Origin of the sequence: Flexivirga sp. (assembly GCF_035551235.1) — a bacterium.
Taxonomy (GTDB): domain Bacteria; phylum Actinomycetota; class Actinomycetes; order Actinomycetales; family Dermatophilaceae; genus Flexivirga.
The window spans coordinates 23,992-38,944 of the sequence record NZ_DASZNO010000041.1 but is presented as its reverse complement, the minus strand read 5'-3'; the positions used below and the strand labels follow the sequence as shown (position 1 = coordinate 38,944).

The 14,953-nt window shown below is 68.8% G+C and carries 11 protein-coding genes; 4 read left to right on the top strand and 7 right to left on the bottom strand.

Translation table 11 applies throughout. The annotated features are described in order from the left end of the window. Positions 1-265: 265 nt before the first annotated feature. On the bottom strand, positions 266-1,180 hold the full coding sequence (locus VG502_RS14945; RefSeq protein WP_325550869.1) for an MBL fold metallo-hydrolase: 915 nt from the start codon (positions 1,178-1,180) through the stop codon (positions 266-268). Between the two features lie 97 nt (positions 1,181-1,277). Here VG502_RS14945 and VG502_RS14940 point away from each other — a divergent pair, with 97 nt between their 5' ends. Both VG502_RS14940 and VG502_RS14935 read left to right on the top strand, forming a co-directional pair. Beyond that, the gene (locus tag VG502_RS14940) at positions 1,278-2,831 is read left to right on the top strand and encodes a serine/threonine-protein kinase (protein WP_325550868.1); all 1,554 of its coding nucleotides are present in this window, start codon (positions 1,278-1,280) and stop codon (positions 2,829-2,831) included. 60 nt (positions 2,832-2,891) lie between these two features. Continuing rightward, positions 2,892-3,905, top strand: a complete 1,014-nt coding sequence (locus VG502_RS14935; protein ID WP_325550867.1) for an acetamidase/formamidase family protein — start codon at positions 2,892-2,894, stop codon at positions 3,903-3,905. A 9-nt stretch (positions 3,906-3,914) separates the two neighbouring features. On the opposite strand, the gene VG502_RS14930 is transcribed toward VG502_RS14935, so the two are convergent. From VG502_RS14930 to lpdA, 3 genes are all read right to left on the bottom strand, one after another. After that, positions 3,915-4,814, bottom strand: a complete 900-nt coding sequence (locus tag VG502_RS14930; protein WP_325550866.1) for a TIGR01777 family oxidoreductase — start codon at positions 4,812-4,814, stop codon at positions 3,915-3,917. A gap of 276 nt (positions 4,815-5,090) precedes the next feature. Further along, positions 5,091-6,875: a 2-oxoglutarate dehydrogenase, E2 component, dihydrolipoamide succinyltransferase gene (gene sucB, locus VG502_RS14925; RefSeq protein WP_325550865.1), complete on the bottom strand. Its 1,785-nt coding sequence runs from the start codon at positions 6,873-6,875 to the stop codon at positions 5,091-5,093. Positions 6,876-7,011: 136 nt separating this feature from the next. After that, positions 7,012-8,394: a dihydrolipoyl dehydrogenase gene (lpdA, locus tag VG502_RS14920; RefSeq protein ID WP_325550864.1), complete on the bottom strand. Its 1,383-nt coding sequence runs from the start codon at positions 8,392-8,394 to the stop codon at positions 7,012-7,014. 306 nt (positions 8,395-8,700) lie between these two features. Between lpdA and VG502_RS14915 the strand changes: the two genes are divergently transcribed. Further along, positions 8,701-8,880: a DUF5302 domain-containing protein gene (locus VG502_RS14915; protein WP_325550863.1), complete on the top strand. Its 180-nt coding sequence runs from the start codon at positions 8,701-8,703 to the stop codon at positions 8,878-8,880. Positions 8,881-8,958: 78 nt separating this feature from the next. Here the strand turns inward: VG502_RS14915 and VG502_RS14910 are convergent, their stop codons facing one another. After that, complete coding sequence (locus tag VG502_RS14910) at positions 8,959-10,467, bottom strand: leucyl aminopeptidase (protein ID WP_414655748.1); 1,509 nt, start codon at positions 10,465-10,467, stop codon at positions 8,959-8,961. A 94-nt stretch (positions 10,468-10,561) separates the two neighbouring features. Next, complete coding sequence (locus tag VG502_RS14905) at positions 10,562-11,755, bottom strand: ROK family transcriptional regulator (protein WP_325550861.1); 1,194 nt, start codon at positions 11,753-11,755, stop codon at positions 10,562-10,564. A 67-nt stretch (positions 11,756-11,822) separates the two neighbouring features. On the opposite strand from VG502_RS14905, the gene VG502_RS14900 reads away from it, so the two are divergent. Then, positions 11,823-12,683, top strand: coding sequence for a LacI family DNA-binding transcriptional regulator (locus VG502_RS14900; RefSeq protein ID WP_325550860.1), 861 nt, complete (start codon positions 11,823-11,825; stop codon positions 12,681-12,683). Positions 12,684-12,695: 12 nt separating this feature from the next. On the opposite strand, the gene VG502_RS14895 is transcribed toward VG502_RS14900, so the two are convergent. After that, positions 12,696-14,837 (bottom strand): alpha-galactosidase, encoded by a 2,142-nt coding sequence (locus VG502_RS14895; protein WP_325550859.1) that lies wholly within the window; start codon positions 14,835-14,837, stop codon positions 12,696-12,698. Positions 14,838-14,953 lie beyond the last annotated feature (116 nt).

The following is a 14,953-nucleotide window of genomic DNA, read 5'->3' as shown; positions in this document are numbered from 1 at the left end:
CCCGCGCAACCAACACCGCGAATTCTGGACTCACCGGAACCCCATCTCTGACCATCGCTCATCATGAGCAATCGCCCATCAGGTGTTACCGATGTCCTGAGACATCCAGTGCTACCGATGTCCTGAGACTCGACAGTGCGCCATACCGCACCTCCTGCTGGTCCTAACTGCGGTCTGTCGACGTCAAGCGCGGTTGGCCTGCAGATGGTGCGTTCACATCGCCGCACCATCTGCAGTGCACTGATCGCACGTCACATGTTGCGCGTCAGCCGCGCCCGGTGAGGCGCCATACCGCGCCCCGGATCAGCAGCTTGAGCATCGGTAGAGGGGCGTTGCCGACATACAGCGTCATCGGGTCACCCCGATGGACGCCCTTGCCGGTCGTCCTGATCACGTCGTCCCGCAGTGTCCGCAGCTGCGCGACCGTCAGCGGGAGCGGTGCCTCGTCGCGGTGGAAGCGCGTCCGGACCGGGTAGTCGCCCCCGTGCGTGTCGTTCTCGATGTGGGCACCGAGCACCGTGTGGACACCGTGGGTGTCGGCGAGCTCGACCATCGCGGCGAGGGACGTCTTCGCAGCCGCAAGGTCGTCGATGTAGAGACGGCCGGGATAGGCCGTGTCGCCGGAGAACATCACGCCGGACGTCGGGTCGACCGTCGTGATCGACCGTGCGTCGTGACCCGGAGTCGCCATGACGATCAACGTGCGGCCACCGAGGTCGAATTCCGTTGTTGCACCCACGGTTCCGGACAATCCGAAGAACCTGTGCACCGCGTCGACATCCTTTGCCACGATCGTCGTGTCCGGCCGGTCGACGAACTGGGAGTCACCCTTGACGTGGTCGTAATGACCGTGCGTGTGTGCGACGACCAGGGTCGGGTCGGGCAGCCCGCGTCCATCGGCCCAGTCGTGCAGCAGGACGTCGACGGTCTCTCGCAGCGGACACTCCACGGCCGACTTCGCATCGCCCGTGTCGAGCAGGAGCGCGCGCCGGGTCCCACAGATGAGGTAACCGATGGGTGCCTCCGTGCTCACCCGGGACGACTGCCGCAGCGCGAAGGTCGCGTCGTCGATCGGGCGGACCTGCAGCTTCACCTGCCGGGCGGTGTCCTCGCCGACGCCGTCCCACGGTGCATCGAGTGGTTCAGCGTCTCGCAGCACGCCCTCGGGCAGCATTGTCATGTCCCCATCGTCGCAAAGGAGATGCGGCCCCGTCGCCGGAACCGGCCCTGTGGACAACTTCTGCGGAGAGAGCACGGAGCGTGCGACCGTGCTGTGCGTGGACACAGCATCCGAGGACTCGTCGCAACGCCCCGAGCTGCCCGGGTATGACGTGCTCGACCTGCTCGGTCGCGGTGCGACCGGTGCGGTGTGGGCGGTGCGCAACTCTGACGGAGTCCGTTTGGCGGCAAAGGTTTTCGATGCCGACCTGGAGCAGCTCGACTACGAGCTGAGCGTGCTGGAGTCGCTGAGGCACGACCACGTGGTGCGGTTGCAGGAGGTGGTGGCGGACCTGTCGACCAACCCCGTCGGCACCGCAATGATCATGCAACTGGCCGAGGGCGGCTCGCTGGCCGACACGCTCGACCGGCGCGGTGTGCTGACGCCGGGGGAGCTGGTGACCGTGCTGTGTCCGGTGGCCCGGGCATTGCACGACCTGCACGGAATGGGTCTCGTGCACGGTGACCTCAGTCCGGGCAACGTGCTGCTGACCGCGGCCGGCAAGCCGCTCATCGCCGACCTGGGCATGTCCCGGCTCGCCGGGCACGCGGGGGACGAGGTCTGGGCGACCGAGTCGTGGGCAGCGCCGGAGGTGCTGGCCGGCGGCAGTCCGGTTCCTGCGTCGGACGTCTACTCACTCGGCGCCATCGCCTGGCGCGCACTGACCGGTGCCCCGCCGGAGCCGGCCGCGCTGCGTCCGGACCTTGCAGAGCTCGCGCCGGAGGTGCCGGATGAGCTGCGTGATTTGGTCAACGCTGCTCTGGCGCATACCGATTCGGCACGACCCCTACCTGGGGAGTTCGCGATCGCCCTGTGGCAGTGCGCCACTCCGGAGCCGGCGCCGGTGCAGGGATCTCCCGCGCGTCGCGCGGCGGCCGCTGCGCCGGCGAGCAATGAAGCGGATGCCCTCACGCGGCGGATCCGTGCCCAGGCGGCGGCCGACAGCGGGAGGCATCGTGCGGCGGAGCCGGCGCAGAGCGGCACGCGGATACCCTCCAAGGCCCGCTGGCTGCTGGCGGGCGCCGCCGTGGTGGGCGGTGCTCTTGCCCTGGGTGTCACCGGGTTCGGCAACGGATCGTCGTCGGCTCCCGCACAGGCCGCCGAGCACGGTCCGTCCAGCGCGGCGCCGACGCGGAGGTCGTCGAAGCCCGCGCCGACGGGCCGTGCAGCGAAGACACCCAGCGCCAAGAGTGCAGCCGTGAAACCGAAGGATGCTGCGAAGGCGCTCGGCGCACACCCGGTGCATGTCGTGCAGGGCCTCGCCGCTGCACGTGCCGCGGCGTGGACCCACGGTGATGCCGGGCGGCTCGGCGCGGCCGAGCTGGCCGGGTCCCCGGCATACCTGAGAGATCGCAAGGACCTGCGCACGGCAGCCGACCAGAAGGCGCGTTACGACGGCTTGACGTTCACCGTTCGCTCGGCACAGGTCCAGCAGGGCACCGGTGACGTCGTGCACGTGACTGCAATGATCGATCGCTCTGCGTATGACGTGGTGACGGCGAAAGGACAACGGACCGTTCCCGCCGCAGCGGGACAGCAGACCGATCTGTCCGTGCAGTGGACCAAATACGGCTGGCGAGTAGTGGATTGGGCTGATGCGTCCGCCGGCTAGACGTTCCGGCATACAGTCGAGGTCAGCACGATCAACGCGCCGCAACGCCGGGAGGCACACATGGAGGTTGTCCGTCACGAGGTGGACAAGGACGCGGACCCGGAGGGCCTCGTCTACACGTTCGGCGGAGCGCAAGCCGTGGCGACGATCCGTCCCGGGACGGTCGTGTCGACCTGGACCGCCGACTGCTACGGCGGCCGGGTGCGTCGCGAGAGCGATATGGCCTCGCAGGTGATGGACACGCGGTTCATCAACCCGCAGACGGGACCTTTCCACATCGAAGGCGCGGAGCCGGGCGACACGATCGCGGTGCACTTCTGCTCGATCACACCGAGCGTCGACTTCGGCGTCTCCACGACGATCCCGCTCTTCGGGGCGCTGACCGCGACCCCCTACACCGCGCTGCTGCACGAGCCACTGCCGGAGCGCACGTGGATCTACGACCTCGACGTCGCGGCACGCCTGGTGCGCTATCACGCACTGGACTCCGAGCTGACGATCGATCTGCCGATGGAGCCGATGCACGGCACGGTCGGTGTCGCCCCTCCGCTGGGTGAGGTGCGGTCCGCCCTCACGCCCGGGTCGTGGGGCGGCAACATGGACACCCCCGAAATGCGTGCCGGCACAACGTGTTACCTCGGCGTCAACGTGCCGGGCGCGTTGCTCAGTCTCGGCGACGGGCATGCCCGCCAGGGTGAGGGAGAGACGTGCGGTGTCGCCGTCGAGACCGCGATGGACACGACGTTCGCGGTCGAGTTGATCAAGGGCGTTCCCACCCCATGGCCGAGGCTCGAGGACGACAGCTACATCATGTCCACCGGCTCGACCCGGCCGCTGGAGGACGCCTTCCGGATCAGCCACGCCGACCTCGTGCACTGGATCGCCGAGGGCGTCGGCCTGTCGCAGCTGGATGCCTACCAACTGGTCTCACAGACCGCGCTCACGCCGGTCGCGAACGTGTGCGACTCGAACTACACCGTCGTCGGCAAGGTCGCGAAGGCACACCTGCCGGGATTCACGGCGTACGCCGGGGTGCATGACCGGTTGCGGGAGATCGCGGCGTCACTCGGCTGACCGGACCGATCAGGAGACCCCCGCGACATACCGCATGGCCTGGTTGATGTCCGTGTAGGTCCACTCGAAACCGCTGTGCTGCAACACCGTTGGCGCCATACGGGTGCTGGCGAGGGCGTCGCCCGCGAGTTCGCCGAGGACGATCCGCAGCGCTGGGGCGGGTGCCGGCACGAACGACGGACGATGCAGCACGTGACCGAGTGAGTGCATGGCGTCGCGCTGCCGCACGGCCGACTCGGCCGGCACCGCGAGATTGATCGGCCCGGTGATCTCCGGGTGGTCGATCAGGTGCAGGAGCGCGCGCACCTCGTCCTGCAGCGTGATCCACGACCACCACTGGCGGCCGTTGCCCAGCGGACCGCCGAGCCCGAGCTTGGCCAGCGGCAGCACCCGATCCATCAGGCCACCGTCGGGGGAGAGGACCAGCCCCGTGCGCGCGATCGCGACCGGCAGGCCCGCGGCCGCAGCGGGTGCCGTTGCGGCCTCCCACGCGGTGACCAGGTCCACGAGGAATCCGGAGCCGGGCGTGGACTCCTCGTCCACGGTCTCCTCGCCACGATCGCCGTAGTAGCCCATGGCCGAGCCGTTCACCAGGCGCACCGGTTCCCGCAGCCGGGTGAGCGCATCGACGATCGTGCTCGTGCTGTCGACCCGTGAGTCGACGAGCGTGCGCTTGTATGCCGCGGTCCACCGCTTGTCACCGATACCGGCTCCGGCGAGGTTCACGACCGCCGAAACACCGTGCAGGGCAGTGTGATCGAGTTCGCCGCGGGCAGGATGCCAGGTGATCTCGTCCGCGGCGGTCGCCCCCCGGCGTACCAGCTTGACGACCTCGTCCCCCCGCTCCTCGAGCGCACGGGTCAGCGCGGTGCCGATCAGCCCCGATGACCCGGTGATGGCGATACGCATGAGGACCTCCTGATCGCGTGCAATGTCAGGTGTCCAGTCTCGCGCACTGCGGCGTCGGTACGACGGCCGCGGCACCCCTGTCGACATACAGAACGACCCGAGCGGTCACGAACCGGCGAGTAGACCGCGTCTACCGGCAGGTAAGTGACCGCTCGGGTCGAATCGTGTGGTCTCAGACCTCAGACCTCAGACCTCGAATTCTCTGTCGGTCTTCCTCGCGTTCCGCTCCGGCCGGATGCCTCCTTCGTCGGCCTCCAACCTGCACTGCACGCTTCGTCAGACCTCGAAGGCACCTTCTTCAAGACGTTCCTTCATCGCCACCAGGAACCGCGCGGCGTCCGCGCCGTCGACTATCCGGTGGTCGTAGGATAGGGCGAGGTAGACCATCGAGCGGATCGCGATCGTCTCGCCGCCGTCGGCGTCGGTGACGACGACGGGCCGCTTGACGACCGTGCCGGTGCCCAGGATGCCGACCTGCGGCTGGTTGATGATCGGGGTGTCGAAGAGTGCACCACGGCTGCCGGTGTTGGTCAGCGTGAACGTGCCGCCACCCAGCTCATCGGGCTTGACCTTGTTGGTGCGGGTCCGCTCGGCGAGGTCGGCGATCTTGCGGGACAGCCCGGCGATGTTCAGGTCACCGGCGTCGCGGATCACCGGCACCATCAGGCCGCGGTCGGTGTCCACGGCGATGCCGAGGTTCTCCTGCGGGTGGTAGACGATCGAGTCACCCTCGACACTGGCGTTCACCTGCGGGTAGGCCTTCAACGCCTCCACCGCGGCCAGCGCGAAGAACGGCATGAAGCTGAGCTTGACGCCCTCGCGCTGCTCGAACGCCGCCTTGCTGCGCGCACGCAGCCGTGCGACCTTGGTGACGTCGACCTCGACGACCGTGGTGAGCTGCGCCGAAACCTGCAGCGACTCGACCATGCGCGTGGCGATGAGCTTGCGCATGCGGGTCATCTTCTCGGTGGTGCCCCGCTTGGCCGAAACCTCCGGCACCGCAGCGGGTTTCGCGGATCCCGATGCTGCCGGTGCAGGTGCTGCCTCCGGTGCTGCTGCGGGCTCCGGCTCGGCCGGCTTGGCCGCGTCGAGGACGTCCTGCTTGCGGATGCGGCCACCGACGCCGGTGCCGGTCACAGTGGACAGGTCCACGCCGTTCTCGGCAGCGAGCTTGCGCACCAGCGGCGTGACGTACGACGCGGGTTCGCGATCGCCCGAAGCACTCGACGCCGCCGGGGCAGCGGGCGCGGGTGCAGCGGCCGGAGCGGGGGCGGGTGCAGCGGCCGGAGCCGGTGCGGCAGCGGCTGCCGGCGCCTCCTGCTTCGGCGGCTCGGGCTGCGCCGGTGCCTCCTGCTTGGCCGGCTCCGCTTCCTTGGCCGGCTCCGCCGGCTTGTCGGCGGGCTTCTCCTCGGCGGCTGCCGGACCACCGGAGGACTCGCCGCCGATCACGGCCAGGTCGGCACCGACCGGAACGGTCTCGTCCTCCTGCACCAGGATCTTGCTCAGCTTGCCCGCAACCGGGGACGGCACCTCGGTGTCGACCTTGTCGGTGGAGACCTCGAGCAGCGGCTCGTCGACCTCGACATCGTCACCCTCTGCCTTCAACCAGCGGGTGATCGTGCCCTCGGTGACGGACTCGCCGAGCGCCGGCATGGTGACCTTCTCGCCGCCGGTGACCTCGCCACCGGAAGGGGCTGGGGCGGACTCCTGCTCGGCCTGCTGCTGCGCCGGTGCGGTTGCTGCAGCTGGCTCCGCTGCAGCAGCCGGTGCCTCGGCGGGCGCAGCCTGGTTGCCGGATCCGGAGTCGCTCGCCGGTGCGGCCGCGCCGTCACCGATCACCGCGAGGTCCGCGCCGACAGGGACGGTCTCGTCCTCCTCGACGAGCACCTCTTGCAGTGTGCCGGCGACGGGCGACGGGATCTCGGTGTCGACCTTGTCGGTCGAGACCTCCAGCAGCGGTTCGTCGACCGCAACCTCCTCGCCGACCTCCTTGAGCCACCGAGTCACGGTGCCCTCTGTCACCGACTCGCCGAGTGCGGGCATTGTCACGCGTTCAGACATGGACTCAAGTCTCCTAGATCTTGGGGGCTAGATGTGCAGTGAGGCTCATTCTGCGTTGCGTTGCGAGTCGCAAGCTCCCTGCAACGCCAACGCATCCTAAGCCTGCCGTGCTTGTTCGGATTTAAATTCGGTTTTCTCACGCATGGGCGTGCAGGGGTTTACCGGCGAGGGCCAGGTGGGCTTCGCCGAGGGCTTCGTTCTGGGTCGGGTGGGCATGGATCAGTGATGCGACATCGTCGGGCAGTGCCTCCCAGCCGACGATGAGCTGGGCCTCGCCGACCTGCTCACCCATCCGGGCGCCGATCATGTGCACGCCCACGACGGCGCCGGTGTCACCCGCGCGGACGACCTTCACGAAGCCCTGGGTCTGCAGGATCTGGCTCTTGCCGTTGCCACCGAGCGGGTACTCGTAGCCCGTCGTGGAGTCGCCGTGCTTCTCACGCGCGGCGGCCTCCGTCAGGCCGACCGAGGCGATCTCGGGGTCGCAGTAGGTGACGCGCGGTATGCCGGATTCCTCGATCGGTGTGGGCGCCTTGCCGGCGATGTCCTCCGCCACGAAGATGCCCTGTGCGAAGCCGCGGTGCGCCAGCTGCAGGCCAGGCACGATGTCGCCGACCGCGTAGACGCCGGGCACGCCGGTCCGGCAGCGCTCGTCGGTGATGACGAAACCGCGGTCGATCGTGACGCCGGCTTCGGCATACCCGAGGTCCTCGGTCACCGGCCCGCGGCCGACGGCGACGAGCAACAGGTCGGCGGTGAGCGTGTCGCCGGACTCCAGTGTCACCGTCACCTCGTCGCCCGCCTGGGTCGCGGACGCGAGCTTGGCACCCGTCAGCGCCTTGATCTTGCGCTTCTTGAAGGCACGCTCGAGCTGCTTGGAGATCGCTTCGTCCTCGGCTGCGACGAGCCGGGGGAGTGCCTCGACGATCGTGACTTCGGCGCCGAACGAAGAGAAGACTGAGGCGAATTCGACGCCGATGACCCCACCGCCGAGAACGATGACGCGAGAGGGGACGTCCTCGAGGGTGAGTGCCTGGTCGCTGGTGACGATCCGGCCGCCGATGTCGACTCCCGGCAGCGTCTTGGCGTAAGAGCCGGTCGCGAGCACGACGTTCTTGCCGGTGAGGACCCGGTCACCGACCGTCACGGTGCTCGGGGAGCTGAGCCGCCCGGTGCCCTCCACGTAGGTGATGTCGTGCGACTTCACCAGGCCCTGCAGCCCCTTGTAGAGCCGGCCGATGACGCCGTCCTTGTAGCGGTGCACCCCGGTCATGTCGACCGACTCGAAGGTCGTCTTGACCCCGAACCTGGCGCCGTCCCGGGCGGTGTCGGCAACCTCGGCCGCATGCAGGAGTGCCTTGGTCGGAATGCAGCCACGGTGCAGGCAGGTGCCGCCGACCTTGTCCTTCTCGACGAGTGCGACCCGTAGTCCGAGCTCGGCTGCCCGGAAGGCGCAGGCGTAGCCGCCGCTACCGCCACCGAGGATCACCAGGTCGAAGCTGTCGGCGGATGCCGTCATACTCGGAACGCTCCCTTGCGTCTCGCGATGAATGTCGGTGACACCCAAGAGGCTTGCTCTGCGTTGGCACTGCGAGTCGCAAGCTCCCTGCAACGCCAACGCACCTCAAGCTTCCTGTGCCTGCCAGATTAACTTCCTGGCGAAGGCGAAGGTGCCATCGCCAATCTTGGCACTTGCCCACTCGTCGCGTGGCAGCGGTCTCACGACAACGCCGCGACGGCAGCGTTAACCGGTGGCGACCGGTGGCCGCGCGTGCGAGAGTGGTGCACTCAAGCCGTGCTGAATCAACTGCGAGGAGGCCCTTTTATGACGGACAAGCAAGGACCGAGTGACGAGGTCAAGCGCAAGTTCCGCGAAGCCTTGGACAAGAAGCACGCACACGGCGGCACCGACGTCTCGGACAAGTCGGCGCACACGAAGGTCAACGGTGCGCACGACGCCGAGACCAGTGGCGCGCAGCAGATGTTCCGCCGCAAGTCCGGATGATCGATCCACGCACCAGAACAGAGAGAATCCCACACCGGATCGGTGTGGGATTCCCTTTGTTCTGAACGGTTTTCGGCCTCAGCCGCGGCTGCGCGCCAACTGCACCAGGGTGCGCACGCCGTAGCCCGAGGCGCCCTTGCCGACATACCCGTAGGCGTCGTCGGTGGAGTATGCCGGGCCCGCGATGTCCAGGTGCGCCCACGGCAGCTGTGCGCCGTCCGCGTCGTCACCCACGAAGTCCTGCAGGAAGAGCGACGCGACGATCATGCCGCCCTGCCGGGCACCGGTGTGCTTGGTGTCGGCGACGAGCGACTTCATGCCCGAGCGCAGGTGCTGCAGCAGGGGGATCGGCCACAGGTCCTCGCCGGCCGCACCGGCCGCGGCGACGACCTCGTCGCGCAGTGCGTCGTCGTTGCCGAGCACTGCGGCGGTGCGCGTGCCGAGCGACAGCACGGCCGCGCCGGTCAGGGTGGCGACGTCGATGAGCAGGTCCGGCTCCTGGCGGGAAGCGAGCGCGAGACCGTCGGCCATCACGAGGCGACCCTCGGCGTCGGTGTTGATGATCTCGACCGTGCGACCGTTCGGCATGGTGACCACGTCACCGGGACGTTGCGCGTCGGAGCCCGTCAGGTTCTCGGCGAGGCACAGGTAGGTCGTGACGGCGACCGGCAGTCCGAGCTCGGCGATGGCGGCCGTTGCAGCGGCGACCGCAGCGGCTCCCGCCATGTCGCACTTCATCGTGACCATGCCGTCGGCCGGCTTGATGCACAGGCCGCCGGAGTCGAAGGTGATGCCCTTGCCGACGAACGCGAGATGCGACTTCGCGCGGGCGGGTTCGTAGCTGAGCACGACCATCCGGGGCGGACGGGCAGAGCCACGGCCGACGCCGATCAGGCCGCCGCACGACTCCTTGGCCAGCGCCTTCTCGTCGAGCACCTTGACCTTGACCTTGGTGCCGGCGAAGTGCTCCTTCACCGAGGCGGCGAACGACTCGGGGTAGAGGTCCAGCGGGGGAGTGTTGACCAGGTCCTGGGCCCACGCGCGGTGCGTGCCCACGACCTGTGCCTGCTGCACGCCGGACTTGACATCCTTGTCCTTGGCAAGCGAGGTCAACACGGTGATCTTCGAAAGTTGTTTCGTTGCACCGCCATTCGACTTGTATGACGTGAAGGTGTACGACCCGAAGAGGGCGCCCTCGGCGGTCGCGACGACCTGCGCCGCGCTGGAGGACGGGAACGCGACCGTGACGGTGGCGACCTTCCCGGACAGGGCGCGGACGGCGGCACCGGCCGCGCGGCGGAGCGCCTCGGCGTCGTCGTCGGACGGCGCACCGGCGAGTCCGGAACCGGTCACGACGACAGCGCCGTCGATGCCGGGAACGCCGGCCAGCCGGGTGATCTCGTCGACCGCTCCGGTGGCGGACAGGGCCAGCAGGTTGGCGTCGATGTGCTCGCGGGCCTCCGGCGCGAGCGCCGGCGTGGCGGCCACCTGCGCGTTGTCACCGTCCTGGACCGCGAGCACGACCAGTGCATCGCTCTTGCTCTTGGCGACCGGGCGGTCGACGACGGTCAATGTGGGCACGGGCATTCTCCTTCGAAGGGGGCGGGACTCCGGCGACGATACGCCGGGCTGGTGCGTCGTGATGTTCGGGCAACGGGAAACCGGAATTGCGGTGCGGGGCTCAGCCGATGCCGAGTTGTCGCGGCGCGAGGTCGTTCTGCAGCACCAACGACGCGGCGCCCACAGCGGCTGCGTCGGTGACCTGCATGGACAGTTTGACGGCGACTCGGTGGATGCCGGCGACATACGACTCGGCACGGACCCGACGCTCGATCAGGCGCAGGTACAAGGAGCCGGCGATCGTGAGCGAGGGCCCGGCGAGCACGACCGAATCCAGGTCGAACATGTCGACGGCGATCAGCGCGGCGTCGGCGAGCCGGTCCGCCGAGCCTTCGATGAGTTCGATGCACAAGGCGTCTCCGCGGACGGCCGCGGTGGCGACGGCGCTGAAGTCGCTGAATGGATCACCGTCGGCGGACAGGCGAACCTGCGACGGTCTGCCGCCCGCAAGTGCGGCGCGCGCCTGCGCCGCGACGGCCGCCGGGCCGGCGAGTTCCTCGAGCGTGGGACGATCGGCCGCACCGAACCGTAGGCGACCCAGCGGGCCGGTGTTGGAACTGGCGCCGCGGTAGACCGAGCCGGCGATCACGATGCCCGCGCCGATGGTGGCCCCCATGTAGATGGTCCCGTGTGCCACCGATGCCGAGATGGCTCCGTTCCAGAACTCGCCGATGGCCGCGGCCGTCGCATCGTTGTCGAGCACCACCGGTAGACCGGTCCGCTGCTCCAACAGCTCCTGCACCGGGTAGCCCTCCCACGTCGTCAGACTCGGGGAGAAGCGGATCGATCCGGCGTCGAGGTCCAGGGCGCCGGGGGCTACCAGGCCGATCCCGGCAACGGTCGCATGCTCGACACCGGCGATGCGCAGCGTGAGGTCTACGTGGGCGGCGACGTCGCTCACCACATCGTCCGGCTGACGACCGCGGGCTCCGTGCACACGTGTCCGGGCCACCTCGGCTCCGCTGGCGTCGGCGACGACGATGACGATCCAGTCGGCGCCCAACTGGACGCCCACACCGCATCGCGCCGACGGGTCGAGGGTGAGCATGACACGCGGCTTCCCGCCGGTGTAGGTGCGCTCGCCGGTCTCGACGAGGAGCCCGTCGCGCAGCAGAGCGCGGACGAGGTGGGAGATGCTGGCCTGGGTCAGACCGGTTCGTTCCGCCAGCTCGACGCGGCTGATCGGGCCCTCGGAGCGCACCACGTCGAGGACCAGCCCTCGGCTCGTGGCGGCGGTCACCTGTGGGTGTGCCACGCGACTGGCTCCTCCGTGGTCGTCCTCACGGGTGCAGTATGTCGTGCGGTCACCGATAATGCCCATCATGGGTGACAACGTCGCGGTGGCGCCGCGGTTCGCGATCGGTGTGCAACGCAGCGACGCGGGGCACGGGACGAACCCCTTCTACGAGGCCCTGCTGGCCGGATTGGAGGCGGCCCTCGACGAGCACGGGGCAAGTATCGTGTTGCGGCTGTTCGTCTCCGAGGAGGAGGAACTCGCGGAGTTCGAGCGGTGGGCGGGTGTTCCCGAACTCGCCGGCGTCGTCCTCGTCGACCTCGCCGAGGGAGACCGGCGAGTGGACAGATGTCGCGAGTTGGGGCTGCCGGCGGTCGTGCTCGGAGGACAGATCGAGGAGGCGACAGAGCGGATCTCGGTCGTCGACGTCGACAACTCCGCGGCCATGACGACAGCGGTGGAGTTCCTCGTCGGCCTCGGTCACCGGGTCCTCGGTCGGGTATCGGGCCCCCAACGGCTCAGTCATACGGGTGCGCGGACGGCCGCATTCGACGAGGCCGTTGCCCGGGCCGGTGTCGTGGGCAGCACTGTCGAGGGTGACTACTCGTCGCGGTCCGGGGTCGCTTGCGTGCGGGAGCTGCTCGCCATACCGGAGCGACCCACCGCGATCATCTTCGACAACGACTTGATGGCGGTTGCCGCGCTCGAGGTCGTCGGCGAGCTCGGACTGGCCGTGCCGCAGGACGTTTCGTTCCTCGCGTGGGACGATTCGCCGCCGTGCCGGCTGGCCGATCCGCCACTGTCCGTGGTGAGCAGGGATGTCCACGAACTCGGCCGGATCCTGGCGTCGGTCCTTCTCGACATGCATCGTGGCGAGCTCCAGACGATCGTTCACGCCGCCGGTGCGCAGATCGTGCAGCGCGGCACGACGGCGCGCCCACGGAACTGACTACTGGACTGACTACTCCGCGACGACGTGCAGGATGAACGCCTGCGCGGGCCAGAGAGCCGGGATCTGCAGGCCATGGGTGGCCAGTGCACTTCCCGGCAGCGTCACCCCGCCCGCCGAGATCCAGGGCGGCGTGATCCAGTGCTTCGGCACACCCACGTCGTCGCGGACCCGGACCCGGTAGCGCCGGTTCGGATCGAGGCCGTGCAGCCGAATGCGCTCGGGCAACGCGTCCTCCAGCGTGCCGACGGTCGCGACGGTCCAGACACCTTCGCTGCGGTCGGGGAGCACGGCACCGGTCACGCGCAGCGCGGGGTCGAGGGTGTCGGCGTGCACGATCGTCCCGCCGTGGATGACATGACGTAACTCCTTGTACAGCGCGGCGAAGGCGGTGATCGCGGTCAACTCGGTATCACTGCAGTCCAACAGGTTCCACTCGAGGCCGGCCGAGCCCATCAGGCTGGTCGCGACCCGATAGGACAGGTCGATCGCGCGACCGGTGGTATGTGCGGTGTCGGGTCCGACGTGCCCACCCACGAGCTCGGGTGGCAGCAGCAGCTGTGTCCAGCGCTGGATGTCCTGGCGCTCGATCGCATCGTTGCAGTCGGACGCCCAGACCCGGTCGGTGAGTTCCAGGATGCCAAGGTCGGTACGAGCGCCACCGCTCGAGCAGGATTCGATCTCCAGGCCGGGATGCGCGGTCCGTAGCTCGCGCAGCAGTCGGTATGTCGCCCGCGTCTGCGTGTGTGTCCCGGGCCGTCCGGCGTGGACCGGCGCGACCAGGTCACGGTTGTGGTCCCATTTGATGAAATCGAGGGACAGTTCATCGATCAACGCGCTCAGCTGTGCCCGGATGTGGGCGAATGCCTCCGGGTCGGCGAGGTCCACGACGTACTGGTTGCGCCAGGACAGGCCATCCGGGGCGGGCACGACGACCGGGTCGTCCAGCAACCAGTTGGGGTGCTGCCGGGCGAGCTCGGAGTCCAGGTTGGTCATCTCGGGCTCGAACCAGAGGCCGAACTGCATGCCCAGTCCGTGGACCCGATCCGCGAGCGGCCGGAGGCCCGACGGCCAGACGGTGCGGTCGACGATCCAGTCGCCGAGGCCGTGTGCGTCGTCGCGTCGGGCGGGGAACCAGCCATCATCGAGAACGAAGCGCTCGACGCCGACCGAGGCGGCGCGTTCGGCCAGGGCGAGGATGCGGTCCGGTTGATGGTCGAAGTAGACGGCTTCCCAGGTGTTAAGGACCAGCGGGCGCGCGGTGCGCGGGTGTCCCGGCCGCGCGCGCAGGGCGGTGTGGAACGCGGCGGACAGGCCATCCAGGCCGGCGTCGCTCCAGCCGAACCAGGCGACGGGAGTGCGGTAGGACTCGCCGGGTCCCAACCGGATCTCCCCGGGACGCAGCAGTTCGCCGGCTCCGAGCAGCGTGATCGCCTCGGGCATCCGGTCGGTGCGGTAGCTGACGTCTGCGCTCCACCCGAGGTGCACCGACCACAACTGGCCGGACCGGTCACGCGGCGTGGTTTCGGACAGGATGAGCAGGTGCGGTGCGTCGTGGCCGCCGCGTCCGCGTCGGGTCTGGCGGACCACCGAACCCCTCGGGAGCGAGGCGGTGTGCGGTGCCTTCTCCCGGGTCCAGCGGCCGCTGAACGAAGTGGCGGTGTCAGCTGATTTCGGCACCGGCAGCGTTGCCTCGAGCCAGTGGATGTCGAGCGTCGCCGGGCCGGTGTTCTCCAGTTCGTGGGTCAGGGTGGCGATCCCGCCGTCCTCGAGCGCGAGCCGGGTCCGCAGCCGAAGTCCGTTCTGCTCGTCTGCGGCGGTGAACTGGAGTGCGTGATCCCGGTGGTTCGTCTCGACGGTTCGCCACTGCGGCCACACCGGTCGCGCCTCGGACGAGATCAGGATTCCGGGCCGACCTGCCCAGCCATCGACCTCGTGCGGCAACACGCTGAGCTGCCAGGCGGCGTCCAGTGTTCCCGGTGGAGTCTGTCGCCCACCCGCGTCGCAGAGCGCGCGTAGATCCGGAGCGCCGAGCTCGCCCGGATCCGCACCCCAATGGACAACCGTGGGCAGCCCGTCCTCGGGCACGTGCACGACGATCCCGACGCCGTCCCGGCGCAGGAGGACGTTGTGGGGCAGGTCGCGACAGAGCATGGGTCACCTCTCGGCGGGCGCCGGCAGACGGGTTCGAATGTGATCGGGTGAATATCTTGACAAGGTTAATTTAATAACGCAAGTATGACCTGCATCACTCGGGAACGCCGCCGGCC

What these genes read in the sequence shown, in the direction of transcription:
- VG502_RS14930 (WP_325550866.1), bottom strand. Translation starts at nt 4,814, where the DNA reads ATGCGTATCGCCATCACCGGGTCATCGGGGCTGATCGGCACCGCGCTG.
- VG502_RS14935 (WP_325550867.1), top strand. Translation starts at nt 2,892, where the DNA reads ATGGAGGTTGTCCGTCACGAGGTGGACAAGGACGCGGACCCGGAGGGC.
- sucB (WP_325550865.1), bottom strand. Translation starts at nt 6,875, where the DNA reads ATGTCTGAACGCGTGACAATGCCCGCACTCGGCGAGTCGGTGACAGAG.
- VG502_RS14895 (WP_325550859.1), bottom strand. Translation starts at nt 14,837, where the DNA reads ATGCTCTGTCGCGACCTGCCCCACAACGTCCTCCTGCGCCGGGACGGC.
- lpdA (WP_325550864.1), bottom strand. Translation starts at nt 8,394, where the DNA reads ATGACGGCATCCGCCGACAGCTTCGACCTGGTGATCCTCGGTGGCGGT.
- VG502_RS14900 (WP_325550860.1), top strand. Translation starts at nt 11,823, where the DNA reads ATGGGTGACAACGTCGCGGTGGCGCCGCGGTTCGCGATCGGTGTGCAA.
- VG502_RS14915 (WP_325550863.1), top strand. Translation starts at nt 8,701, where the DNA reads ATGACGGACAAGCAAGGACCGAGTGACGAGGTCAAGCGCAAGTTCCGC.
- VG502_RS14945 (WP_325550869.1), bottom strand. Translation starts at nt 1,180, where the DNA reads ATGACAATGCTGCCCGAGGGCGTGCTGCGAGACGCTGAACCACTCGAT.
- VG502_RS14910 (WP_414655748.1), bottom strand. Translation starts at nt 10,467, where the DNA reads ATGCCCGTGCCCACATTGACCGTCGTCGACCGCCCGGTCGCCAAGAGC.